Origin of the sequence: Caulobacter endophyticus, from assembly GCF_029543245.1 — a bacterium.
Lineage (GTDB): Bacteria > Pseudomonadota > Alphaproteobacteria > Caulobacterales > Caulobacteraceae > Caulobacter > Caulobacter endophyticus_A.
Window position 1 is genome coordinate 26,904 of record NZ_JARQWV010000006.1, and the last position, 17,576, is coordinate 44,479.

19 protein-coding genes and 1 tRNA gene are annotated in these 17,576 nt (G+C 70.4%); 14 read left to right on the top strand and 6 right to left on the bottom strand.

Annotation, left to right across the window (positions count from 1 at the left end):
- Positions 1 to 8 precede the first annotated feature (8 nt).
- Positions 9 to 533 (bottom strand): lytic transglycosylase domain-containing protein, encoded by a 525-nt coding sequence (locus P7A99_RS07250; RefSeq protein ID WP_277793243.1) that lies wholly within the window; start codon positions 531 to 533, stop codon positions 9 to 11.
- 438 nt (positions 534 to 971) lie between these two features.
- Here P7A99_RS07250 and sctU point away from each other — a divergent pair, with 438 nt between their 5' ends.
- From sctU to P7A99_RS07280, 6 genes are all read left to right on the top strand, one after another.
- Positions 972 to 2,099, top strand: a complete 1,128-nt coding sequence (sctU, locus tag P7A99_RS07255; protein WP_277793244.1) for a type III secretion system export apparatus subunit SctU — start codon at positions 972 to 974, stop codon at positions 2,097 to 2,099.
- A 12-nt stretch (positions 2,100 to 2,111) separates the two neighbouring features.
- Positions 2,112 to 2,483: a flagellar biosynthetic protein FliO gene (gene fliO, locus P7A99_RS07260; protein ID WP_101712223.1), complete on the top strand. Its 372-nt coding sequence runs from the start codon at positions 2,112 to 2,114 to the stop codon at positions 2,481 to 2,483.
- Between the two features lie 93 nt (positions 2,484 to 2,576).
- Positions 2,577 to 3,215, top strand: a complete 639-nt coding sequence (locus tag P7A99_RS07265) for a hypothetical protein (protein WP_101712222.1) — start codon at positions 2,577 to 2,579, stop codon at positions 3,213 to 3,215.
- Between the two features lie 101 nt (positions 3,216 to 3,316).
- Positions 3,317 to 4,081 (top strand): DUF6683 family protein, encoded by a 765-nt coding sequence (locus P7A99_RS07270; protein ID WP_277793245.1) that lies wholly within the window; start codon positions 3,317 to 3,319, stop codon positions 4,079 to 4,081.
- Between the two features lie 72 nt (positions 4,082 to 4,153).
- Positions 4,154 to 4,654 carry a hypothetical protein gene (locus P7A99_RS07275; protein ID WP_277793246.1) on the top strand — a complete coding sequence of 167 codons (501 nt, stop codon included), beginning with the start codon at positions 4,154 to 4,156 and terminating at the stop codon, positions 4,652 to 4,654.
- A complete protein-coding gene (locus tag P7A99_RS07280; protein ID WP_277793247.1) occupies positions 4,651 to 5,376 on the top strand; it encodes a DUF6683 family protein in 726 nt (241 codons plus the stop codon). The genes P7A99_RS07275 and P7A99_RS07280 overlap by 4 nt, the downstream gene beginning before the upstream one ends.
- Here P7A99_RS07280 and P7A99_RS07285 read toward each other — a convergent pair.
- The 3 genes from P7A99_RS07285 to P7A99_RS07295 form a co-directional block, all read right to left on the bottom strand.
- Positions 5,373 to 5,885 carry a hypothetical protein gene (locus P7A99_RS07285; protein WP_277793248.1) on the bottom strand — a complete coding sequence of 171 codons (513 nt, stop codon included), beginning with the start codon at positions 5,883 to 5,885 and terminating at the stop codon, positions 5,373 to 5,375. The two genes, P7A99_RS07280 and P7A99_RS07285, sit on opposite strands and share 4 nt — an antisense overlap.
- A complete protein-coding gene (locus P7A99_RS07290) occupies positions 5,882 to 6,469 on the bottom strand; it encodes a hypothetical protein (protein ID WP_277793249.1) in 588 nt (195 codons plus the stop codon). The genes P7A99_RS07285 and P7A99_RS07290 overlap by 4 nt, the downstream gene beginning before the upstream one ends.
- Before the next feature lie 207 nt (positions 6,470 to 6,676).
- The gene (locus tag P7A99_RS07295) at positions 6,677 to 8,407 is read right to left on the bottom strand and encodes a LysM peptidoglycan-binding domain-containing protein (RefSeq protein ID WP_277793250.1); all 1,731 of its coding nucleotides are present in this window, start codon (positions 8,405 to 8,407) and stop codon (positions 6,677 to 6,679) included.
- A 156-nt stretch (positions 8,408 to 8,563) separates the two neighbouring features.
- Here P7A99_RS07295 and P7A99_RS07300 point away from each other — a divergent pair, with 156 nt between their 5' ends.
- The gene (locus P7A99_RS07300) at positions 8,564 to 9,703 is read left to right on the top strand and encodes a DNA/RNA non-specific endonuclease (protein ID WP_277793251.1); all 1,140 of its coding nucleotides are present in this window, start codon (positions 8,564 to 8,566) and stop codon (positions 9,701 to 9,703) included.
- Positions 9,704 to 9,733: 30 nt separating this feature from the next.
- Positions 9,734 to 10,054, top strand: coding sequence for a hypothetical protein (locus P7A99_RS07305; RefSeq protein ID WP_277793252.1), 321 nt, complete (start codon positions 9,734 to 9,736; stop codon positions 10,052 to 10,054).
- A gap of 7 nt (positions 10,055 to 10,061) precedes the next feature.
- On the opposite strand, the gene P7A99_RS07310 is transcribed toward P7A99_RS07305, so the two are convergent.
- Entirely contained in the window at positions 10,062 to 10,520 is a 459-nt protein-coding gene (locus P7A99_RS07310; RefSeq protein WP_277793253.1) for a Rid family hydrolase, read from the bottom strand.
- Positions 10,521 to 10,712: 192 nt separating this feature from the next.
- Here P7A99_RS07310 and P7A99_RS07315 point away from each other — a divergent pair, with 192 nt between their 5' ends.
- Positions 10,713 to 11,651, top strand: coding sequence for an Mbeg1-like protein (locus P7A99_RS07315; RefSeq protein ID WP_277793254.1), 939 nt, complete (start codon positions 10,713 to 10,715; stop codon positions 11,649 to 11,651).
- A gap of 5 nt (positions 11,652 to 11,656) precedes the next feature.
- On the top strand, positions 11,657 to 12,553 hold the full coding sequence (locus tag P7A99_RS07320) for an ankyrin repeat domain-containing protein (protein WP_277793255.1): 897 nt from the start codon (positions 11,657 to 11,659) through the stop codon (positions 12,551 to 12,553).
- Positions 12,554 to 12,673: 120 nt separating this feature from the next.
- On the opposite strand, the gene P7A99_RS07325 is transcribed toward P7A99_RS07320, so the two are convergent.
- A tRNA-Ser gene (locus P7A99_RS07325) sits at positions 12,674 to 12,764 on the bottom strand.
- A 140-nt stretch (positions 12,765 to 12,904) separates the two neighbouring features.
- Here P7A99_RS07325 and P7A99_RS07330 point away from each other — a divergent pair.
- From P7A99_RS07330 to P7A99_RS07345, 4 genes are read left to right on the top strand one after another with little or no spacing between them, the layout of a single operon-like run.
- Positions 12,905 to 14,353 carry a polysaccharide biosynthesis protein HfsE gene (locus tag P7A99_RS07330; RefSeq protein ID WP_277793256.1) on the top strand — a complete coding sequence of 483 codons (1,449 nt, stop codon included), beginning with the start codon at positions 12,905 to 12,907 and terminating at the stop codon, positions 14,351 to 14,353.
- A gap of 2 nt (positions 14,354 to 14,355) precedes the next feature.
- Positions 14,356 to 15,795 (top strand): polysaccharide biosynthesis protein HfsF, encoded by a 1,440-nt coding sequence (locus P7A99_RS07335; RefSeq protein WP_277793257.1) that lies wholly within the window; start codon positions 14,356 to 14,358, stop codon positions 15,793 to 15,795.
- A complete protein-coding gene (locus tag P7A99_RS07340; protein ID WP_277793258.1) occupies positions 15,792 to 16,721 on the top strand; it encodes a polysaccharide biosynthesis protein HfsG in 930 nt (309 codons plus the stop codon). Before P7A99_RS07335 ends, P7A99_RS07340 begins: the two co-directional genes overlap by 4 nt.
- A complete protein-coding gene (locus tag P7A99_RS07345; RefSeq protein WP_277793259.1) occupies positions 16,721 to 17,515 on the top strand; it encodes an oligosaccharide deacetylase HfsH in 795 nt (264 codons plus the stop codon). The genes P7A99_RS07340 and P7A99_RS07345 overlap by 1 nt, the downstream gene beginning before the upstream one ends.
- The last annotated feature ends 61 nt before the right edge of the window (positions 17,516 to 17,576 follow it).

Consider the following 17,576-nt stretch of genomic DNA (forward strand, 5'->3'; position numbering starts at 1 on the left):
AATGGTCCTCAGAAGCCGCCGCGGGCTGAAACCAGGCCGCGATAGCGGTCGAGGACGCTGGCGACGTACCCTTGCGTCTCGCGATAGGGCGGGATCTTGCGGCCGTACTTGATGACGGCCCCCTCGCCGGCGTTGTAGGCCGCCAGCACCAGTTCCAGGTCGTTGCCGAAATGGCCCTGCAGGGTCTTGAGGTAGGCCGCGCCGGTGCGGATGTTGACCATCGGGTCGCCCAGCTCGACGTCCGGATCGCGCACCCCGAAGCGCTTGGCGGTGGCGGGCATGATCTGCATCAGCCCCCGCGCGCCCTTGGGCGAGATCGCTCCCGGATTGGCCCGGGATTCCACGTGCATGACCGCCTGCAGCAGGTCGGGATCGATGTCGAAGTCGCGGCCGGCGGCGGCCACGAGGGGCGCGTAGAGGGCCGGTCCGCGAGCGCCCCTTGCGATGACGACCGGCGCCGCCGCGACACGTCCAGCCGAGATAACGGCGGTCGCCACCTGGGGGCCGTCATAGAGACGGAGCTGTTCGGACACCCCCGTCGGTTGTGTTTCCTCAACGCAATCTATGCGCGCCAGCGAGAACTTTTCATTGATCGGGAGAGCGCTGCTGAACTTCAAGCCGTCGGCAGTCACGCATTCATATGCGAACACTGGACTTGAAGAAAATAAGACTAAACACACGCTCGACGCCACCACGCGGAACTTGCGCATAAATTTGTCCCTCTATGCAGCGCCCCGCCTGTGCATACTACCCATTCAAAAGCTAACTTTGGCGCATCAATCCTGTCAACCTCGGAGTTAAAACAATTTTCATACTCAGTATACTGCTTACCGGACAACAAATTCTATGGCTCAGCTTAACTACTACTATGGCTAAGCTCGCCGCTTTTTCGCCACGATTGGCGCCATTGTCGGCATCTCACCGGTCGGCGAACGTCCGACGCCCTTCGCGATGACGCCAGAACACACGCTATGGCTGAAAAGAACGACGGCGGAGACAAGACGGAGAAGCCGACACCCAAGCGGCTGTCGGACGCCCGCAAGAAGGGCGACGTTCCCAAGTCCAAGGACCTGACCTCGACCGCCGTGCTCGGGGTCTGGCTGCTGCTGGGGGCGATGACGGCGGGCTTCGCCTTCGACCGGCTGGGCGGCCTCTTCGACGAGGTGTTCGCGGTGATGGACAGGCCATTCGCCGAGGCCTGGCCGATCGCCGGCGCGGCCGCCGGCAAGGCCTTCGTCCTGCTGACGGCGATCACCTTCGTACCCGTGGCGATCTTCGGCATGCTGGCCGAGTTCGGCCAGGTGGGCCCGGTCTTCACCTTCGAGAAGATGAGCCCGAAGATGTCGCACATGAACCCCGGCGAGGGGCTCAAGCGCATGTTCAGCCTCGACAACCTGTTCGAGGTGGCCAAGTCGCTGGCCAAGACCCTGCTGCTGGGCGTGTTTACCTGGATCGTCGTGGCGCTGTCGTTCGACCAGTTGATGGCCCTGCCCTCCGGCGAGGCCGACGGCGCGCTGTCGGCCTATGGCGGCCTCACCTTCAAGCTGCTGGCCGGAACGGTGGTGCTGTTCGTCTTCGTGTCGCTGCTGGACCTGGCCTACCAGCGCCACAGCTTCACCAAGAAGATGCGGATGAGCCGGCGCGACATCCGCCAGGAGATGAAGGATTCCGAGGGCGATCCGCACGTGAAGGCCCACCGGCGGCAGCTGCACCAGGAGTGGGCGCAGCAGAACGCCGCCCAGGCCGCGCGCGACGCCTCGGTGCTGGTGGTGAACCCCACCCACATCGCCTGCGCCCTGGCCTACGACCCGGCCGAACACGCCGCCCCAGTGCTGCTGGGCAAGGGCGAAGGGCCGATCGCCCAGACCATGCGCGAGGCGGCCGAGGAAGCCGGCGTGCCGATCATCCGCAATGTCGAGCTGGCCCGCGCCCTGCGCGACAAGGCCGCCATCGACGACATCGTGCCCCAGGACCTGTTCGCCGCCGTGGCCGAGGTGATCCTCTGGGCCCGCAGGCTGAAGGACGAGCAGGCCAGAGCCGCCGACGAAGAACCGCCCGAAGGGCCGCCGCCCGGCCCGACCTTCCCGCCCCTGCCCTGACCTGGAGCCCTCGTGAGCGCCATCCTCGACCTGCTGACCGTCGCCATCGCCCTGGCCATCGTGCTGGGCCTGGCCTTCTTCTCGCTGAAGCTGCTCAAGCGGGTGCAGGCGGGACCAGCCAGCGACGACCAGATCCGCTATTTGCGGGCCCTGCCGGTGGGCCAGCGCGAGCGACTGACCCTGGTGGCCTATCGCGACGAGGTGTTCCTGCTGGGCGTCACCGCCGGCCAGATCACCGTGCTCGACCGCCGGACCCGCTCGCCCGAAGAGATCGCCGCCGAGGCCCGCGCCGCCGACGAGGCCCGGATGCGCGCGGCCCAGCCCTCGGCCGCCATGCGTCGGCTGATAGGGAAAACCCTAGCTAGGGAACGACCCGACTACTGACGATCGACCCGCGATGGTTGTCTTGCGGCGTCAGGTCGCAGCGATGAACGCGGGACCGAGGACAGCAAGATTTCAAATCGCGGAGTTCGAAACATGTCCGGCATCTTCAGCGGCGGCGGTCTCAACATCGGCAGCCTGTTCAGCACCGTCGCCCTGGCGGCGCTCACCGGCGGCACCTCGCTGGCCTTCCAGTCGATCTTCCAGCAGATCATCAGCTCGGTCGCCAGCCAGGTAATCCAGCAGGTCGGCCAGCAACTGGGTCTGCCGCAGGGCGTGATCGACCTGGCCCAGGGCGTGTTCCAGGCCGCCACCGGCAATCCGGGCGGCGCGGCCCAGAGCCTGACCGAAGCGGTCCAGGGCGCGGCCGACACCTTCGGCTTCAGCCCGGCCGAGCAGGGCGACCTGCAGCGCACCGCCGAGGACGTGGCCCAGAGCTGGACCAACTCGATCCTGGAAAGCGTCCGCGACGGCGGCGAGGGCAAGTCGACCAAGGGCGACAGCTTCCTGGTCGCCCTCGCCAAGGCTCTCGGCAAGGTGATGGACGGCAAGATGGGTCAGATGAAGGCCAAGACCGACGAACTGGGCGGCCTGGACTCCAAGGACTCCAAGTACGGCCAGCTGACCGCCGAGATCCAGGCCCTGGGCCAGGAGATGAACATGGTCAGCCAGGCCCTGAACAACTCGATCAAGTCCATCGGCGAAGCCGGCTCGACCCTCGCCCGCAAGGGTTAAGCTTAAGCTCGACAGTAGAAAAGACAGGCGGCCATCTGGCCGCCTGTCGTTTTCTTGTCAATATTGCACGTCAGGGTTGGAAAAACAGTGGAGCACACCGGATGAACCGCCGCCTCGTTCCCGCGCTCAGCGCCATCGCCCTGATGATCGGCCTGCCGGCCGCGGCGCAGGACTTCTCCAGCATCGGCACCCAGTACATGGACTTCGGTTCGTCGATGATGTCGGTGGGCCAGATGAACAACGTGCTGGGCTCGACGGTGCAGCGCGGCGGCCGCACCCGCTCCACCCCCGCCCGGCCCATGCCCGGCGCCAGCCTGTCGGCCCAGCAGCGCAACGCCGCGGCCGTCAGCACGCGCTATCGCCCCTCCCCCGCCGTCTCGACCCGCGTGCGCGGCCAGTTCGCCGACTTCGTCGCCAAGCGCGACCCGACCAACGGCGACCGCCTGCGCCAGGCCGTGCAGCAGAAGGACCTGCTGGGCGCCTGGGAAAAGCACGTGGCGGTCGACGGCCTGCGTCGAGGCGACGTGGCCGACGCCATGACCGCCTACTGGGTGCAGAACTGGCAGATCGCCAACAACGTGCCCTTCGCCAACCGCGCCCAGGTGCAGGGCGTGCGCGGCCAGGTCTCGCAGGCCCTGGGTTCGAACCCCGCCTTCGCCCGCCTCGACGACGCCGGCAAGCAGGAGATGGCCGAGGTGTTCATGCTGAACTTCGTGGCCCAGGGCTCGGCCTTCTCCGACGCCAACGCCAAGAAGAACACCACCCTCAGCCGCCAGCTGTCGGAGGCCGCCGTGGCCCGCTTCCGCAATGAGATGAGCATCGACCTGCGGCAGCTGAAGCTGACCGAGGCCGGCTTCGTGCGCTGATCCCCGCTCGGGAAAACCCCAATAGCGGCGGCGTGGGCGCTGGCGCAGGCTGCACTCGAGGAGGCCCCGGCCATGATCGTGCAAGACCCTTCCGCCGCCGCCCGCGCCGCCACTGGTCCCGCGCCGCGCCCCGGCCGCCTGGATGAGGCCGTCGATCGCTTCCAGCGAACCGGCGAAGTGGACGCCGCGGCCTTCGCCGCCACCGGTCCGGCGCAGACCGCGGAGGCGCTGAAAGGCCTGCCGCCCGCCCAGCGCGGCGCGCTTGAAGGCGCGCTGCTGGCCAAGGGCCTGGGCGGCCTGCTGGACGGCGTCGGCAGAGTGGTCGACGACACGGTGGGCGTCGTGGAGGACACCGCCGACACGGTGGCCGATCCCGTGGTCGAGACCCGCTCGGAACGGGTCAACGGCGACTTCCAGGCCGCCGTCCACGACGAGTGGTGGAGCCAGATGCGCGGGCAGGCCTGGATGGACGTGACCCTGGCGGTCCACAACAAGCAGGACCGCCCCGCCGCGGCGCTCGCCAACCTGACCCGCACCGACGACGGCGCGGCGACGCCGGAGCGCAAGGCTTGAGCGCCCGGCTGGCCGTCGCGCTGGCGGCATGCGTCGCCCTGGCCACGCCCGCCTTCGCCCAGGACATCCCCGCCCCGTTCGAAGGCCTGATGCTGCAGGAGATGCACCGCACGGTGATGGACGACCTGCGCGAGCGGAATCTCGGCATCAGGGGTAATGGACCAGCCAAGCCCAGGGCCGCGGCGGCCGGCCAGGCGGTGTCGACCGCCTATCGTCCCTCGCCGCAGGTCAGCGCCAAGGTCCGCGCGCAGTTCGCCCAGCACATGACCCGCCAGGCCGGCGCCGAAGGCGGCCGCAAGGTCGCCGCCGCCATGCAGGCGCGCGATCCGGTGCGCAACTGGGCCCAGTTGGTCGCCGCCGACGGCCTTCGCCCCGGCGACGCCGCCGACGCCCTGGCCGGCTACTGGGTGCTGAACTGGATGATCGCCAATCGCGGCGACAACAACCGCGCCCAGACCCTGGCGGTCCGCGACCAGGTGCGGGTGATCATGACTTCCAATCCGGCCTATGCGCGCCTGAGCGAAGCCCAGCGCCAGGAGTTCGCCGAGGTGCTGATGCTGAACTTCCTGGTTCAGCAGGCGGCCTATGTGGACGCGCTGAAACGAGGCGACCAGGCCGCCTTGCAGCGGCTGGGCGACGCTGCGGTGGCGCGCTTCAAGGGCGAGATGGGCGTCGACCTGCGCCGGCTGCGACTGACCGAGCGCGGCTTCGCCAAGGGCTAGGCTGTCTTCAACTCGGCGGTCGCGCCGTCGATGATCCGCACGAACTGCTCGACGACATCGCTGCGCGCCGTGCCGGGGGCCGGCTCGCGCTGGAGGCCGGCGGCGACCGAACGCAGCAGCGGCTCGACGATGGCCGAGGGCGTCAGGTGCGGCTTTTCGGCGGCCTGGGCGCGCAGTTCGCGGGCGAAGTCGGCCAGCACCCGCTCGATGCGGCCGGCGTCGACCGGCGAGGTGGCCGAAAGCCGGCCGGCCACCGACTGACCGCTCTGGGCCGCCAGGATCCGCAGGTCAGCGCCCACCTGGGCCATGCTCGACTGGCCGTGCTCGGCCCAGACGAAAGCGGCGGCCTGGCCGCGATCGCCGCCGCGCAGAGGATCCACCAGCGCCGCGCCGGCGACGGTGGCCATGGCCTCGATCGCCAGCCGCGCCACCCCGGCCCGCGCCGCCGTGGTCGACGGGGTCCAGGTGGAAAGGTCGGCGCCCGAAGCGCGCTCGACGGGACGGATCACGACGCGCCTCCCTCGACCTTGACGACCCGCAGGGCCGGCTTCAGCGCGCCCCAGCCAAGCTGGGCGCCGATCGCCTGCTGGCTGTTGCGGCCGTCGGCCAGCTCCTCGTTCTCGCCGTCGAACTGCACCACCGCCAGCCGCTTGCCGCCCCGCTCGATCGCGAAGCGGGCCCAGGGATAGCCATCGAGTATGGTCAGGCGGGCGTCCGGCAGGGCCGCCGACAGGTCGGCGACGCGGTCGCCTTCCGAGATCGCGCCCGGCGCCTGGCGCACATAGCGGCCGGAAAGATCCGCGCCGACGCCGCAGCCCTGGAAGTCGGTGCTCACGCTCGCCGTCTCCGCATCGAGGGTCACCCGCGCCGTTGCGGGCCGCGCCGCCAGGTCGGCGGCGCTGAGGCTGATGTTCGTCCCTTCGAAGGGCACCACCCGCGCCTCGATACGGCCGTCCTTCAGCACGCCCTCGGCCTCGAGCTCGCAGTCGGCCGCCGTGGCCGCTCCGTCGGACAGGGCGCCGCCCGACAGGCTGACACGCCAGACCTCGCCCTTGGGCGTCAGGGTCAGAAGGCCGCGACGCTGCCCGCTCATCACGTACTTTCCCGCCGGTCCCTGCGTGGGCGCTTCAGCGGTGCCGGCGGCGGCCATGGGTAGGGGGGGATCGGCCGCCGCCGGTCGCTCACAACCGGCAACGGCCAGCGCGAGGGCGATGAGGGTTGGGGGAGCAAACTTCATCGTCGGGTGATCCGGAGCGGTCCTGGCGTCTCTCTGCTCAACGCCGGCCCGCCGCGGCGGTTCTCATTGGCCCAGCATGGCCAGGGCGTCCTGGCGTTCGCTGGCGAAGCGGTTGGCGACCGAGACCTGCACGGCGGCCGAGGCGCTGGTGAAATAGGCCAGCTGGCCGGCGTCGTTGCGCTTGCCGCGCTCGTCATAGATGGCGTTGATCAGGGCGCGGTCATAGGCCTTGCCGTCGGCGGGCGAGAGCCCCTGCCCTTCCACCTTGGCCATCGCCTTGACGATGGCGCCGGTCTCGGGCCCGTGCTGCACGGAGGTGGACCAGACCACGTCGCGGATCGCCGCCGAGCGGGTCGAAAGATCCAGGCCCGTGGCGTTGCTGACCGTGTCGAGCTGCACCTGGTAGTGGGTGCGCTGGATGTAGTCGTGCTGGGCGGCCTCGAACTTTTCCGGCTCGCGGGCGGCGATCGCCTTCCAGGTGGCGGTGAAGCTGGCCGAGCCGGGCGAGGCCCCGCCGAACTCGGCGGCCCACTGGCGGCCCTCGGCGGCCAGGAACTGCTGCGGCCGGCCGCGATTGCCCGCCAGCTGGTAGGTGCCGTAGGAGACGCCGCCGGGATCGCCGGCGCCGCTCGACACCGTGCCGGGACCGCGCCCGCCGGTCTCGTACTGCTCCGACAGGGCGCCGATGCGCGCGTCGCTCGACGCCGAGGTCTGCGTCGTGGTGGTCGCGCCGCCGGGCGGCCCCTGCCGGTCGACGTTCACGAGCACGTAGTTGAAGGCCTTCTGGCCGCCCAGGCCGTTCCAGAACGCCTGGAAGTCGCCGGGCTTCAGCGTCTGGCAGCCGGCCGAGCCGGTGTTGCTGTTGCCGCCAGCGTGGAACAGGAACGAGTTGTCGGTGCTGACGCCCTTGCCCTTGGCGTCGGCGTCGTCGATGCGGCCGTCATGGTTGGTGTCGCGCTGGATAGCGTGGCTTTCGGTCGGACGCAGCACATTGCCCAGGCTCGAGCTGGTGCTCTTCTGGAAGGTGACCGTGCCTTCGGCGATGCGGCCAAGCTCCTTGCGGCCGTCGCCGTTGAAGTCGGATCCATAGCGGCCGTCGTATTGGGCCGAGGGTTCGGTGTTGGCCGCGAACTCCTGAACCTTGCCGCCCTTCTGCAGGACGACGATCCGGTCGTCATAGGCGCCCTTGCCGCCGTTGGCGTTCAGGCTGGTCTCGGTGCGCAGGCCCAGGATCACCTGCTTGCCGGCCGCCAGATCCGCCTTGGCCTGAGCGTCGCCATAGGCGTTCACGTAACCCGAATAGAGCTCGTACTTCTGGGCCTCGCTCATGCCCTTCGTCGAAGGCAGAACGCCCGTGGCCTGGCCCGTGGTGGTCGGCGAGCTCGGGACCGCGTCGGTCGTGGCCGGCGCCGGACGCGCGGCCGCGCCGCCGCCGGGGATCAGCAGTTCCTGGCCGACATTGATCAGGTTGGGGTTCGACAGCCGGTTGGCCTGGGCGATCGACTGCCAGGAGACGCCGAACTCGGCGCCGATGCTCGAAAGGTTGTCGCCCGCCTCGACGGTGTAGCTGCGCGGCTCGGCCGCCGCCCCCGTCGGCACGGTCACTTCCTGGCCGGGCCGGATGACGTTGGGATTGGTGATCTGCGGATTGGCGCGGATCAGCGCGTCCAGCGAGACGCCGTGCCTGTCGGCGATGGCCGACAGGGTGTCGCCCGACTGTACGACATAGTCGCTCGAGCGCCCGCCGCCTGAGCCTGACACGGATGACTGGGTGTTGAGGGACACGGCGGTCATCGGGCACTCCTGGTACGGACGCTTTCCTGAGGAAGACGCTATTCCCGGCCCGCCGCCCGCATAACTAGGGTTATCCCTAGCTAGGGACGCTCCCAGCTATCGACGCCCCCTGCCCCCGGCCATCGTCGCGCCAGTCGAGGCGCAACGGAGGCATCCATGTCCGGACTGAACGCAGCCGAGTCCATCGGGGCCTCCAGTCGCGTCGCATCCAGCGCCGCCAGCGTCTCCGCCGAGGCGTCCGGCCTGCTGGCGGCCAGCCGCACCGGCGGGCAGCTGAACACCAGCGAGCTGGCCGGCCAGCTTTCCGAGATCGCCAAGTCCGATCCGGCCAAGGCCCAGAGCCTGCGCGCGGAGATCGAGGCCGACCTGTCGCCCGCCGACCACAAGCGCCTGGCCGACGACATGGACGCCGCCACAGCGGCCCAGAAGCAGGAACTTATCCTCGACCTTGGCCAGATGGCCCTGGACGTGGCGGGCCTGTTCGATCCGACCCCGATCTCGGACGGCGTCAACGGGGTGATCTCGCTGTTCCGCGGCGACTTCCTGGGCGCGGGCCTGTCGGCCGTCAGCATGGTTCCCTACATCGGCGACGCGGCCAAGCTGGGCAAGCTTGGCAAATGGGCCGAGACGGTGAGCAAGGCCGCAGACCTGGCCAAGGTCGACAGCGCCTTCGCCGCCGCCGCCAAGCCGGCGCTGGAAAAGCTGAAGGGCGCGATCGACGCCCTGCCGCTGGACAAGCTGCCCGACAGCGCCCGCCAGACGCTGGAGACCGCCAGCCGCAAGCTGGACGAGGCTCTCTCCGCCCGCCCGCGCGTCGAGCTGGACCAAGGCGCCAAGGGCGGCTGGAACGCCAAGCTGAATGGCGAGCTGGCGCCCAATACCGACTATGTGGTCAGCGGCCGCTACACCTATTCCACCGACGCCAGCGGCCGCGTGGAGCAGGTGACCGGGACGCTCGACCTGAAGCACGCCGACCGCAACGGCTACCAGCAGACCAAGGCGGGCCAGGAAGGCGGCATCAAGGATGGGGTCGACGGCGACGAGGGCGGCCACCTGATCGCGGCGATCTTCAACGGCCCCGGCGAACAGATCAACTACCACGCCATGGACGGCACGCTGAACAAGAGCGGCTGGAAGGTGATGGAGAACGAGTGGGCCGCCGCCCTGAAGGAGGGCAAGCAGGTCGACGTCGACATCAAGGCGGTGTTCGAAGGCGACTCCAAGCGGCCCGACGCGTTCAGGGTGGAGTACGTCATCGACGGCAAGCCCTCGACCCGCACCTTCTTCAACGACTAGATTTAGCCTCTACGCCTCCCGGAGGATTCCATGGCCGACATCGACAGCCCCGAAGGCATCTACCGCCACGTCGGCCAGGCCCTGGCCGACAGCGTGGCCGAGCCCTGGTCGGAGATCCGCCTGAACATCGACGTCGTCGACGGCTCGGTGGGCCTGACGGGCGACTACACCAGGGCCGCCGGCGGCGTGACCGACCTGGACGTACGCAAGCTGGACTACACCGTATCGAAGGCGCTGCGGAACCTGCACCGCCTGACGGCGTCGAGCGCCCACGAACCCTGGTCGAAGGCGGTGTTCTCGCTGAAGTCGGACGGCGCCTTCGACCTGAAGTACGACTACGCGGCGGCTTAGGATCCGCTCAACCGGCCCCCAGCACCGCCTTGAACGAAATCTCGATCAGCTGCTGGGGGAACGCCAGGCGCGAGACGCCGATGAGGTTGCTGGCGCAGCGCGGCCTCTCGGCGCCGTAGGCCTGGCGGCGCACCTGGCCGGCGACGGCGAAGGCGGCGTCCACGTCCAGCACATAGAGGGTTTCCTCGACCACGTTGTCCAGCGAGGCTCCGAACTGGGCCAGCACCCTGGCGGCGTTGGCGTAGGTCGCCTGCATCTGCCGCTCCATCGTCGAGAAATCTCGGGGCTTGCCGGCCTCGTCGAGTTCGGCCGGGGCGATCAGGGCGCCGGCCTCGTCGTGGCTGAGCTGGCCCGAAACATGGATCGTGTCGCCGACCAGGACGGCCTGGGCGTAGCCGTAGGCGTCTTCCCACGGCGCCCCCAGATGGGCCAGCTTCTTCGACGACGCTTCGACGTTCGCGGACATGGGCGATCCTCCTGCCAAGACAAGACCGCCAGGATGGATCGTCGCCTCCGTTCAGGCTTGCATGACGGCGCCCGGATCACCTTGGCCGACTCGCGCGATCCGCTCGCCGCGCACTAGGGAATTCCCCAGCTATCCCCCTCGCACCGTGGCGCGCAGCATCCTCGTCCTGACGAGGACGCCGAGGGACAGGCCATGCGTATCGAGGGCGGATCCGGGATCAGCGCGACAAGCGAGCGCTTCGACACCAGCACCGCAGCCCAGGTCGGGGTCGACGCCCGGGTGGCGGCCGAGTGGGACGCGCCCGCCTCCCGCCCGGCGATCGCGACCACGGCCCAGGCCGACGTACGGATCTCGGCGGTCGCGGCCGGCGGGGGCAAGTCGGCCGAACTGGCCGAGGCCCGGGTGCACATGGCCCTGGCCGCCGACGTCTATAACGACACGCCCAACCCGCCCGCCGGCTGGGAGGTGGCGAGTTCCGACGACCTGGCCCGCCTGGGCCTGGACGCCACCGACCTGGAGGAGCCGGGTTCGAGCTTCCGCGCCCGGGTCTATGTCGACGCCCAGGGCGACTATGTCGTGGCCTTCCGCGGCAGCCAGAACGCCGAGGACTGGCGCAACAATTTCCAGCAGGGGCTGGGGCTGGACTCCGGCCACTACGACAAGGCCCTGGTGATCGGCGAGCGCCTGCGCACCGCCGGCGAGGACGTCACCCTGACCGGCCACTCGCTGGGCGGGGGCCTGGCCTCGGCGGCGGCGGTGGCTTCGGGCCTGCCGGCCGACACCTTCAACGCCGCGGGCCTGCATGAGGACACGCTGGAGGCCGCCCGGGCCGGCGGCGCGGCGGCTCCGCAGGTCGACGCCTATTACCTGGACGGCGATCCCCTGAGCCGCGTGCAGGACGGCGGCGACCGCTGGCTGGGCGCGGGCCTGGGGGGCCTGCTCGGCGGCATTCCCGGCGCGATCCTGGGCGGCCTGTTCGCCGATGCTCCGCCGGCCTATGGCGAACGGCACGTGCTGACGCCGGTCGGCCCCGAGGGCCAGTCGGCGGGCGACGCCTCGCTGGGCGACCTGCACGGCCAGGCCTGGCTGTCGTCCAGCCTTGACGCGGCCTATCGCGCGGCGGCCAACTGAGGTCCGTGACCCGCACCGCAGCAATCGCCGCCCTGGCGGCTTCGATGGTGATGATGACGGACGCCGCGCTCGCCGCCTGCTTCGTGGGCGGAACCGCCCTGCCCGACAGCCGCGCCGCCCTGGCCGCCGCCGACCACGGCCAGGCCGGTCGTGATGTGATGGCCGCCGTGCTGAAGGGCGACGTCGGCGAGGTCCAGCGCCGCCTGCGCGCCGATCCGGCGCTGAAGACCACGCGCGGCGGCTCGAACGGCGACCTGCTCAGCCTGGCCATCGCCCGCTGCGACAAGCCGATGGTCGCCGCCCTGCTGGATCTCGGCGTTCCGCCCGACGGAGCCGCCGACGCCGTTCCGCTGAGCCTGGCCCTCCGCGCCACCGATCCCGCCTTCGCGACGCAACTGCTGGCCGCCGGCGCCAGTCCGCAGCGGCGCGAGGCCTACTGGCCGCTGAAGGCCGCGATCGGCCTCAACTCGCTGGGCGCGGTGCGGCTGCTGCTTCAGCACGGCGCGAAGGTCGACGACCACGACGCCTCCGGCGCCACGCCCCTGCGGCTGGCGGTGGAACAGCAGAACTTCCGCATCGCCGGCCTGTTGCTGGAAAAGGGCGCCGATCCCTGGACCGTCGGCAGCAACGGCGAGACAGTCGGAACTGTGCTGGCGGGCCCCATGCGTCCCGGCGAGCCCGAGGAGCAGGCCGCCCGCCCCCGCGTGCTCGAGACCCTGAAGAAAGCCGGCTGGGCCATACCCGGCGGTCCCGACGCCAAGCGGACGCGCCAGATGGTCCTGACCAGCGCCTGGCCGCCGCCCGAAGCCCGCGCCGCCGGCTGGAAAAATCCGCCGCCGGCCGAGGTCGTCGCCCGGATGCGGCGGTTCTGGACCGAAAGCGGCGACAAGCGGTCGCGCTGAAGGAATCACTCCCGACTCGCGGGCGGCGTGATTCCGTCCCCAACGGCGTCGCGACGACACGCGCAACGCTGCGTCGAAGGTGTGCCCAGAAGGGGCTAAATAGCTGATTTTAAAGGGGGATGGCGGAGACGGAGGGATTCGAACCCTCGATACCCTTTTGAGGTATGCCGCTTTAGCAAAGCGGTGCCTTCAGCCTCTCGGCCACGTCTCCTCCTGAGAGGGAGCGGTTCGATAGCCTGTTCGCTCGCGAATGACAATCGAGGCGTGAAGGAAAATCGCGTTAACGCGACGCTCAGACGGCCACGCTAGGTTGAACCTCGTTCTCCAGTGCGCAGAAGCCCAAGAGCGATCATGAGTTCCGCCCTCGCCCGCCCAGCGGACGCTAGCCACGCGCCCGACGCCGCACGCAGCCGGCGCGGACCGTTCCGGCCGGAGCGACTGACCCCGGCCCGCGCCCGGGTGCAGATCCAAAACCTGACTCGCGCCTTCCGCCTCGCCGATTCGATTCTCGCCGCCGCCTTCGCGCTGTGGCTGGCCCGCGACGGCGGCCTGGCCGCGCCGCTGGTCGGCGCCGTGGTGCTGCTGGTCGCCCTGCACGGCTTCGAGGCCTACGCCTTCGCCCACCGCGAGCCGCTGGCCCGCCACCTGCTGAGGGTCGGCGCCGCCATCGGCGCCTCGGCTCTGGCCGCCCAGGCCGTGGTGCTAACGCCGCTGGTCCCCGACACCCTTACGGTCGCCGGCTGGGTGCTGGCCGCTCTGCCCGCCTTTCTGGTCGTGCATGCGGCCTGGTGGGCGATCGTCCGCCACGGCCGGCGCATCGGCAGGCTGACGCCCAACATCGTGCTGGTCGGCGCCACCACCAACGCCGAACGGCTGATCGCTGCGGCCCTGCGCACCGGCGAGGTCAACGTGCTGGGCGTGTTCGACGACCGCGCCGCCCGCGCGCCCGAGGCCGTGCTGGGCGTGCCGGTGCTGGGCGACACCAAGGCCCTGGTCGACCACCGCATCATGCCCTTCGTCGACCGCGTGGTGATCGCCGTCCAGTCCACCGCCCAGGCCCGCGTCGGCCAGCTGGTCGAGCGCCTGTCGGAACTGCCCAACCCCGTCAGCATGATCGTCGACGTGGGCGGCGACGCCGACCGCGATGCGGCCCTGGCCCATCTGGCCGACCTGTCGGGCGCCCCCACCGACGCCCGCCGGGCGATCGCCAAGCGGATCCAGGACCTGGCGGTCGCCGGCGTCGGCCTGATCGTCGCCGCGCCGGTGATGCTGGCCGTGGCCCTGGCCGTGAAACTGGACAGCCCCGGCCCGATCTTCTTCCGCCAGCGCCGTCACGGCTTCAACAACGAGACCATACTGATCTGGAAGTTCCGCTCGATGCGGCACGAGATGGCCGACGCCCGCGCCGCCCGCCAGATCAGCGCCGACGACGACCGCGTCACGCGGGTCGGCAAGTTCATCCGTCGCACCAGCCTCGACGAGCTGCCGCAGTTGTTCAACGTGCTGTCGGGCGAGATGTCGATCGTCGGCCCGCGCCCCCACGCCATCGGCATGATGACCGGCGAGGTGGAGTCGGCCAAGCTGGTGGCCACCTACGCCCACCGCCACCGCATGAAGCCCGGCGTCACCGGCTGGGCGGCGATCAAGGGCTCGCGCGGGGCGGTCGACACCCCCGAGCTGGTGCGCCAGCGCGTGGCCTACGACGTGGAATACATCGAGCGCCAGTCGTTCTGGCTGGACCTCTACGTGATCCTGATGACCGTCCCCTGCCTGCTGGGCGACAAGACCGCCGTGCGCTGACCATGTTCTGGCGCGGCGTCCTGGGCTACCTGCCCGTCAACATCGCCCAGGGGGTCGTCGGCCTCCTGACGATCGTGCTGTTCACGCAGATCCTGTCTCCGGCCGAGTACGGGATCTATGCGCTGGCCTTCTCGGTGCTGAGCCTGACCCAGACGGCGTTCCTGACCTGGACCGAGGCGGCCATGGCCCGGTTCCTGGCCCGCGCCGACGAGGACGGCCGCCTGCCCGACCACTTCGCCACCCTCTACCGGCTGTGGATCCTGATGGCCCTGGCCATCCCGGTGGTCGCCGCCGTGGCGCTGCGGTTCTGGCCCATGGCCCCGGCCCTGAAGGTCGCCGTCGCCGCCGCCTTCGCCGCCGCGGCGGTGAAAAGCCTGGCCAAGATGTCCCAGGAGCGCCGCCGCGCCGCCGGCGAGGTGTCGGGCGCGGCCCTGCTGGACGTGATACAGACCGTCGGCGGCTTCGCCCTGGGCTTGGTGCTGGCCCTGGTGGGCCTGGGCGGCGCGGCGCCGATCCTGGGCACGGGCGCGGTCGCCCTGCTGTGCCTGGTGTTCGTGCTGCCGACCGACCTGAAACGCCTGAAGGGCGGCAGTTTCGACAAGGCGATGGCCAAGGCCTATGCCGCCTACGGCGTGCCGGTGGCCTTCTCGCTGATCCTGGCCCTGGTGCTGTCGACCACCGATCGCTTCCTGCTGGCCGCCTTCCTCGACGAGAGCGCGGTCGGCGTCTACCACGCCGGCTATTCGCTGGGCTCGCGCACCCTGGACGTGGTGTTTATCTGGCTGGGCATGGCCGGCGGACCGGCCATGGTCGCGGCCCTGGAGCGCGGCGGCCGGCCGGCGCTGCAGGATAGCGCCCGCGAGCAGGCCGACTTCATTGTGCTGCTGACCCTGCCCGCCGCCGTGGGCCTGGCCCTGGTCGCCCGTCCGCTGACCGAGGTGATGATCGGCCCGGCTCTGCGCGAAGGCGCGGCGGGCGTGACGCCGTGGATCGCCGCCAGCGGCTGGCTGTCGGGCGTGACCACCTACTACCTGCTGCAGGCCTTCACGCTTGGCCGGCGCACGACGATGCTGAGCGCCTGCATGGCGATCCCGGCCGGCGCCAACCTGGCGCTGAACCTGATCCTGATCCCGCGCTTCGGTCTTTCCGGCGCGCTGTGGGCCACCACCGCCAGCTACGCCCTGGGCGCGATCGCCGCTGGCGTGCTGGGCCGCCAGGCCTGCGCCTTGCCGATCCCCTGGGCTACCCTGGCCAGGACGGGCCTGGCCTGCGCCCTGATGGCCGCCGTGGTGCTGGCCCTGCCCGACCTTGGCGGCCTCTTCGAACTGATCCTCAAGGCCGGCCTTGGCGCTGCGACCTTCGGCGGCGCGGCCCTGCTGCTCGACGCCGGCGGCGCCCGCGCCCGGCTGGCCGTCATCACCCGCAGGTTCCGCACCGCATGAGCGCCCCGATCACCGAGACCATCACCGACAACGCCGCCTGGCCGGATGCCGCGCCGCGCCTGTCGGTGCTGATCCCCACCTATCGCGACGACCCGACCGCCCTGCTGCGCGCGCTGGACGGGAAGGACGCTTCCGCCGAGATCGTGGTCCTGGACGACGGCGGCGGCGACGAGGCCCTGGCCGCGCGGATCGGCAAGCTGATCGCGGGCCTAAAACGCCCCGCCCGCTTCGTGCGGCTGTCGCGCAACGCCGGCCGCGCCCAGGGCCGCAACCGCCTGGCCGCCCACGCTCGGGGCCGGCATCTGCTGTTCCTCGACAGCGACATGCTGCCTGACCCGAAGGACTTCCTGGCCCGCTGGCTCGCCGTGGGGGGCGACGACGCGCCGGTGGCCTTCGGCGGCTTCACCCTGGACCAGACCCCGATCCGGCCCGAGCACGCCCTGCACCGGGCCATGGCGCTGAAAAGCGACTGCACGCCGGCGCCGCAGCGCGCCCAGGCGCCGGAGAAGCACGTCTTCACCTCCAACCTGCTGGTGCGCCGCGACGTCTTCGAGACCATCGCCTTCGACGAAGGCTTCGCCGGTTGGGGCTGGGAGGACGTCGAATGGGCCATGCGGGTCGCCCGCGCCCATCCGATCCTGCACATCGACAACACCGCCACGCACCTGGGCCTGGATCCCGCGCCGGTCATGGCCGCCAAGTACGAGCAGTCGGCCGCCAACTTCGCCCGCGTGGTGGCCGCCCACCGCGACGTGGTCAGCGCCTATCCCAGCTACAAGGTCGCCAAGGTCCTGAAGGCTGTTCCCCTGCGCGGGACCTGGCGGCCCTGGCTGAAGGCTATCGCCCTGGCCGAGAGCCTGCCCACCCCGCTTCGCGCCTTTTCCATGCGGCTCTACCGGGCCGCCCTCTATTCGGACGCCGTGTGATGACCGCAGTCGAACAAACCTACGAGAAGGTGGACGCCCCAGTGGACGCTTACGAGCCGGACCGCTCGCTGAAGGGCAAGGTCCGCCGCCGGCTGATCCGCCTGCAGCATCGCCGCCCGGCGCGGGTGAAGCTGGAACGGCCGATGGTGTCGTTCAGCTTCGACGACGCTCCCGCCACCGCCTGCGAGGCGGGCGCGCGCGTGCTGGAGAGCCGCGGCTTTCGCGGCACCTATTACTTCGCCGCTGGCCTGACCGGGCGCGACGGGCCAATGGGCCGCTACGCCACCGGCGAGGACGCCGCCCGCCTGCACGCGGCCGGCCACGAGATCGGCTGCCACACCTTCAGCCACCTCGACTGCGGCCAGGCGACGACGCAGGTCGCCCTGGCCGACGTGGCGCAGAACACCGACGCCTTGGCCGCGTGGGGCGTGGGGACCGCGGTCAGCTTCGCCTACCCGTATGGCGACGTCGCCGCCCCGGCCAAGACGGCGCTGGCCGGCCGCTTCAAGACCTTGCGGGCCCTGCATCACGGCCTGATCGCCAACGGCGCGGACCTCAACCAGGCGCCGGCCGTCGGCATCGAGGGCGAAGACGGCGAGGACGTAGCCCTGCATTGGCTGGACCAGGCGCACCGCCGCAAGGCCTGGCTGATCCTCTACACCCACGACGTCGCTGAGCAGCCGTCGGCCTGGGGCTGCACGGTGCAGGCGCTGGAGCGGCTGGTCGACGGCGCGGTCAACGCCGGCTTCGACGTGGTGACCGTGGCGGAAGGCTCGCGGCGGATCGGGCTCTGAAACCCCTTCTCCCTGGAGGGAGAAGGTGGCGGCGAAGCCGTCGGATGAGGGGTTAGGGACC

Coding starts and splice junctions, on each gene's coding strand:
- P7A99_RS07345 (WP_277793259.1), top strand. CDS start 16,721: ATGACCGCAGTCGAACAAACCTACGAGAAGGTGGACGCCCCAGTGGAC.
- P7A99_RS07265 (WP_101712222.1), top strand. CDS start 2,577: ATGTCCGGCATCTTCAGCGGCGGCGGTCTCAACATCGGCAGCCTGTTC.
- P7A99_RS07290 (WP_277793249.1), bottom strand. CDS start 6,469: ATGAGCGGGCAGCGTCGCGGCCTTCTGACCCTGACGCCCAAGGGCGAG.
- P7A99_RS07300 (WP_277793251.1), top strand. CDS start 8,564: ATGTCCGGACTGAACGCAGCCGAGTCCATCGGGGCCTCCAGTCGCGTC.
- P7A99_RS07335 (WP_277793257.1), top strand. CDS start 14,356: ATGTTCTGGCGCGGCGTCCTGGGCTACCTGCCCGTCAACATCGCCCAG.
- P7A99_RS07330 (WP_277793256.1), top strand. CDS start 12,905: ATGAGTTCCGCCCTCGCCCGCCCAGCGGACGCTAGCCACGCGCCCGAC.
- P7A99_RS07310 (WP_277793253.1), bottom strand. CDS start 10,520: ATGTCCGCGAACGTCGAAGCGTCGTCGAAGAAGCTGGCCCATCTGGGG.
- P7A99_RS07295 (WP_277793250.1), bottom strand. CDS start 8,407: ATGACCGCCGTGTCCCTCAACACCCAGTCATCCGTGTCAGGCTCAGGC.
- P7A99_RS07315 (WP_277793254.1), top strand. CDS start 10,713: ATGCGTATCGAGGGCGGATCCGGGATCAGCGCGACAAGCGAGCGCTTC.
- P7A99_RS07340 (WP_277793258.1), top strand. CDS start 15,792: ATGAGCGCCCCGATCACCGAGACCATCACCGACAACGCCGCCTGGCCG.
- P7A99_RS07305 (WP_277793252.1), top strand. CDS start 9,734: ATGGCCGACATCGACAGCCCCGAAGGCATCTACCGCCACGTCGGCCAG.
- P7A99_RS07275 (WP_277793246.1), top strand. CDS start 4,154: ATGATCGTGCAAGACCCTTCCGCCGCCGCCCGCGCCGCCACTGGTCCC.
- P7A99_RS07270 (WP_277793245.1), top strand. CDS start 3,317: ATGAACCGCCGCCTCGTTCCCGCGCTCAGCGCCATCGCCCTGATGATC.
- sctU (WP_277793244.1), top strand. CDS start 972: ATGGCTGAAAAGAACGACGGCGGAGACAAGACGGAGAAGCCGACACCC.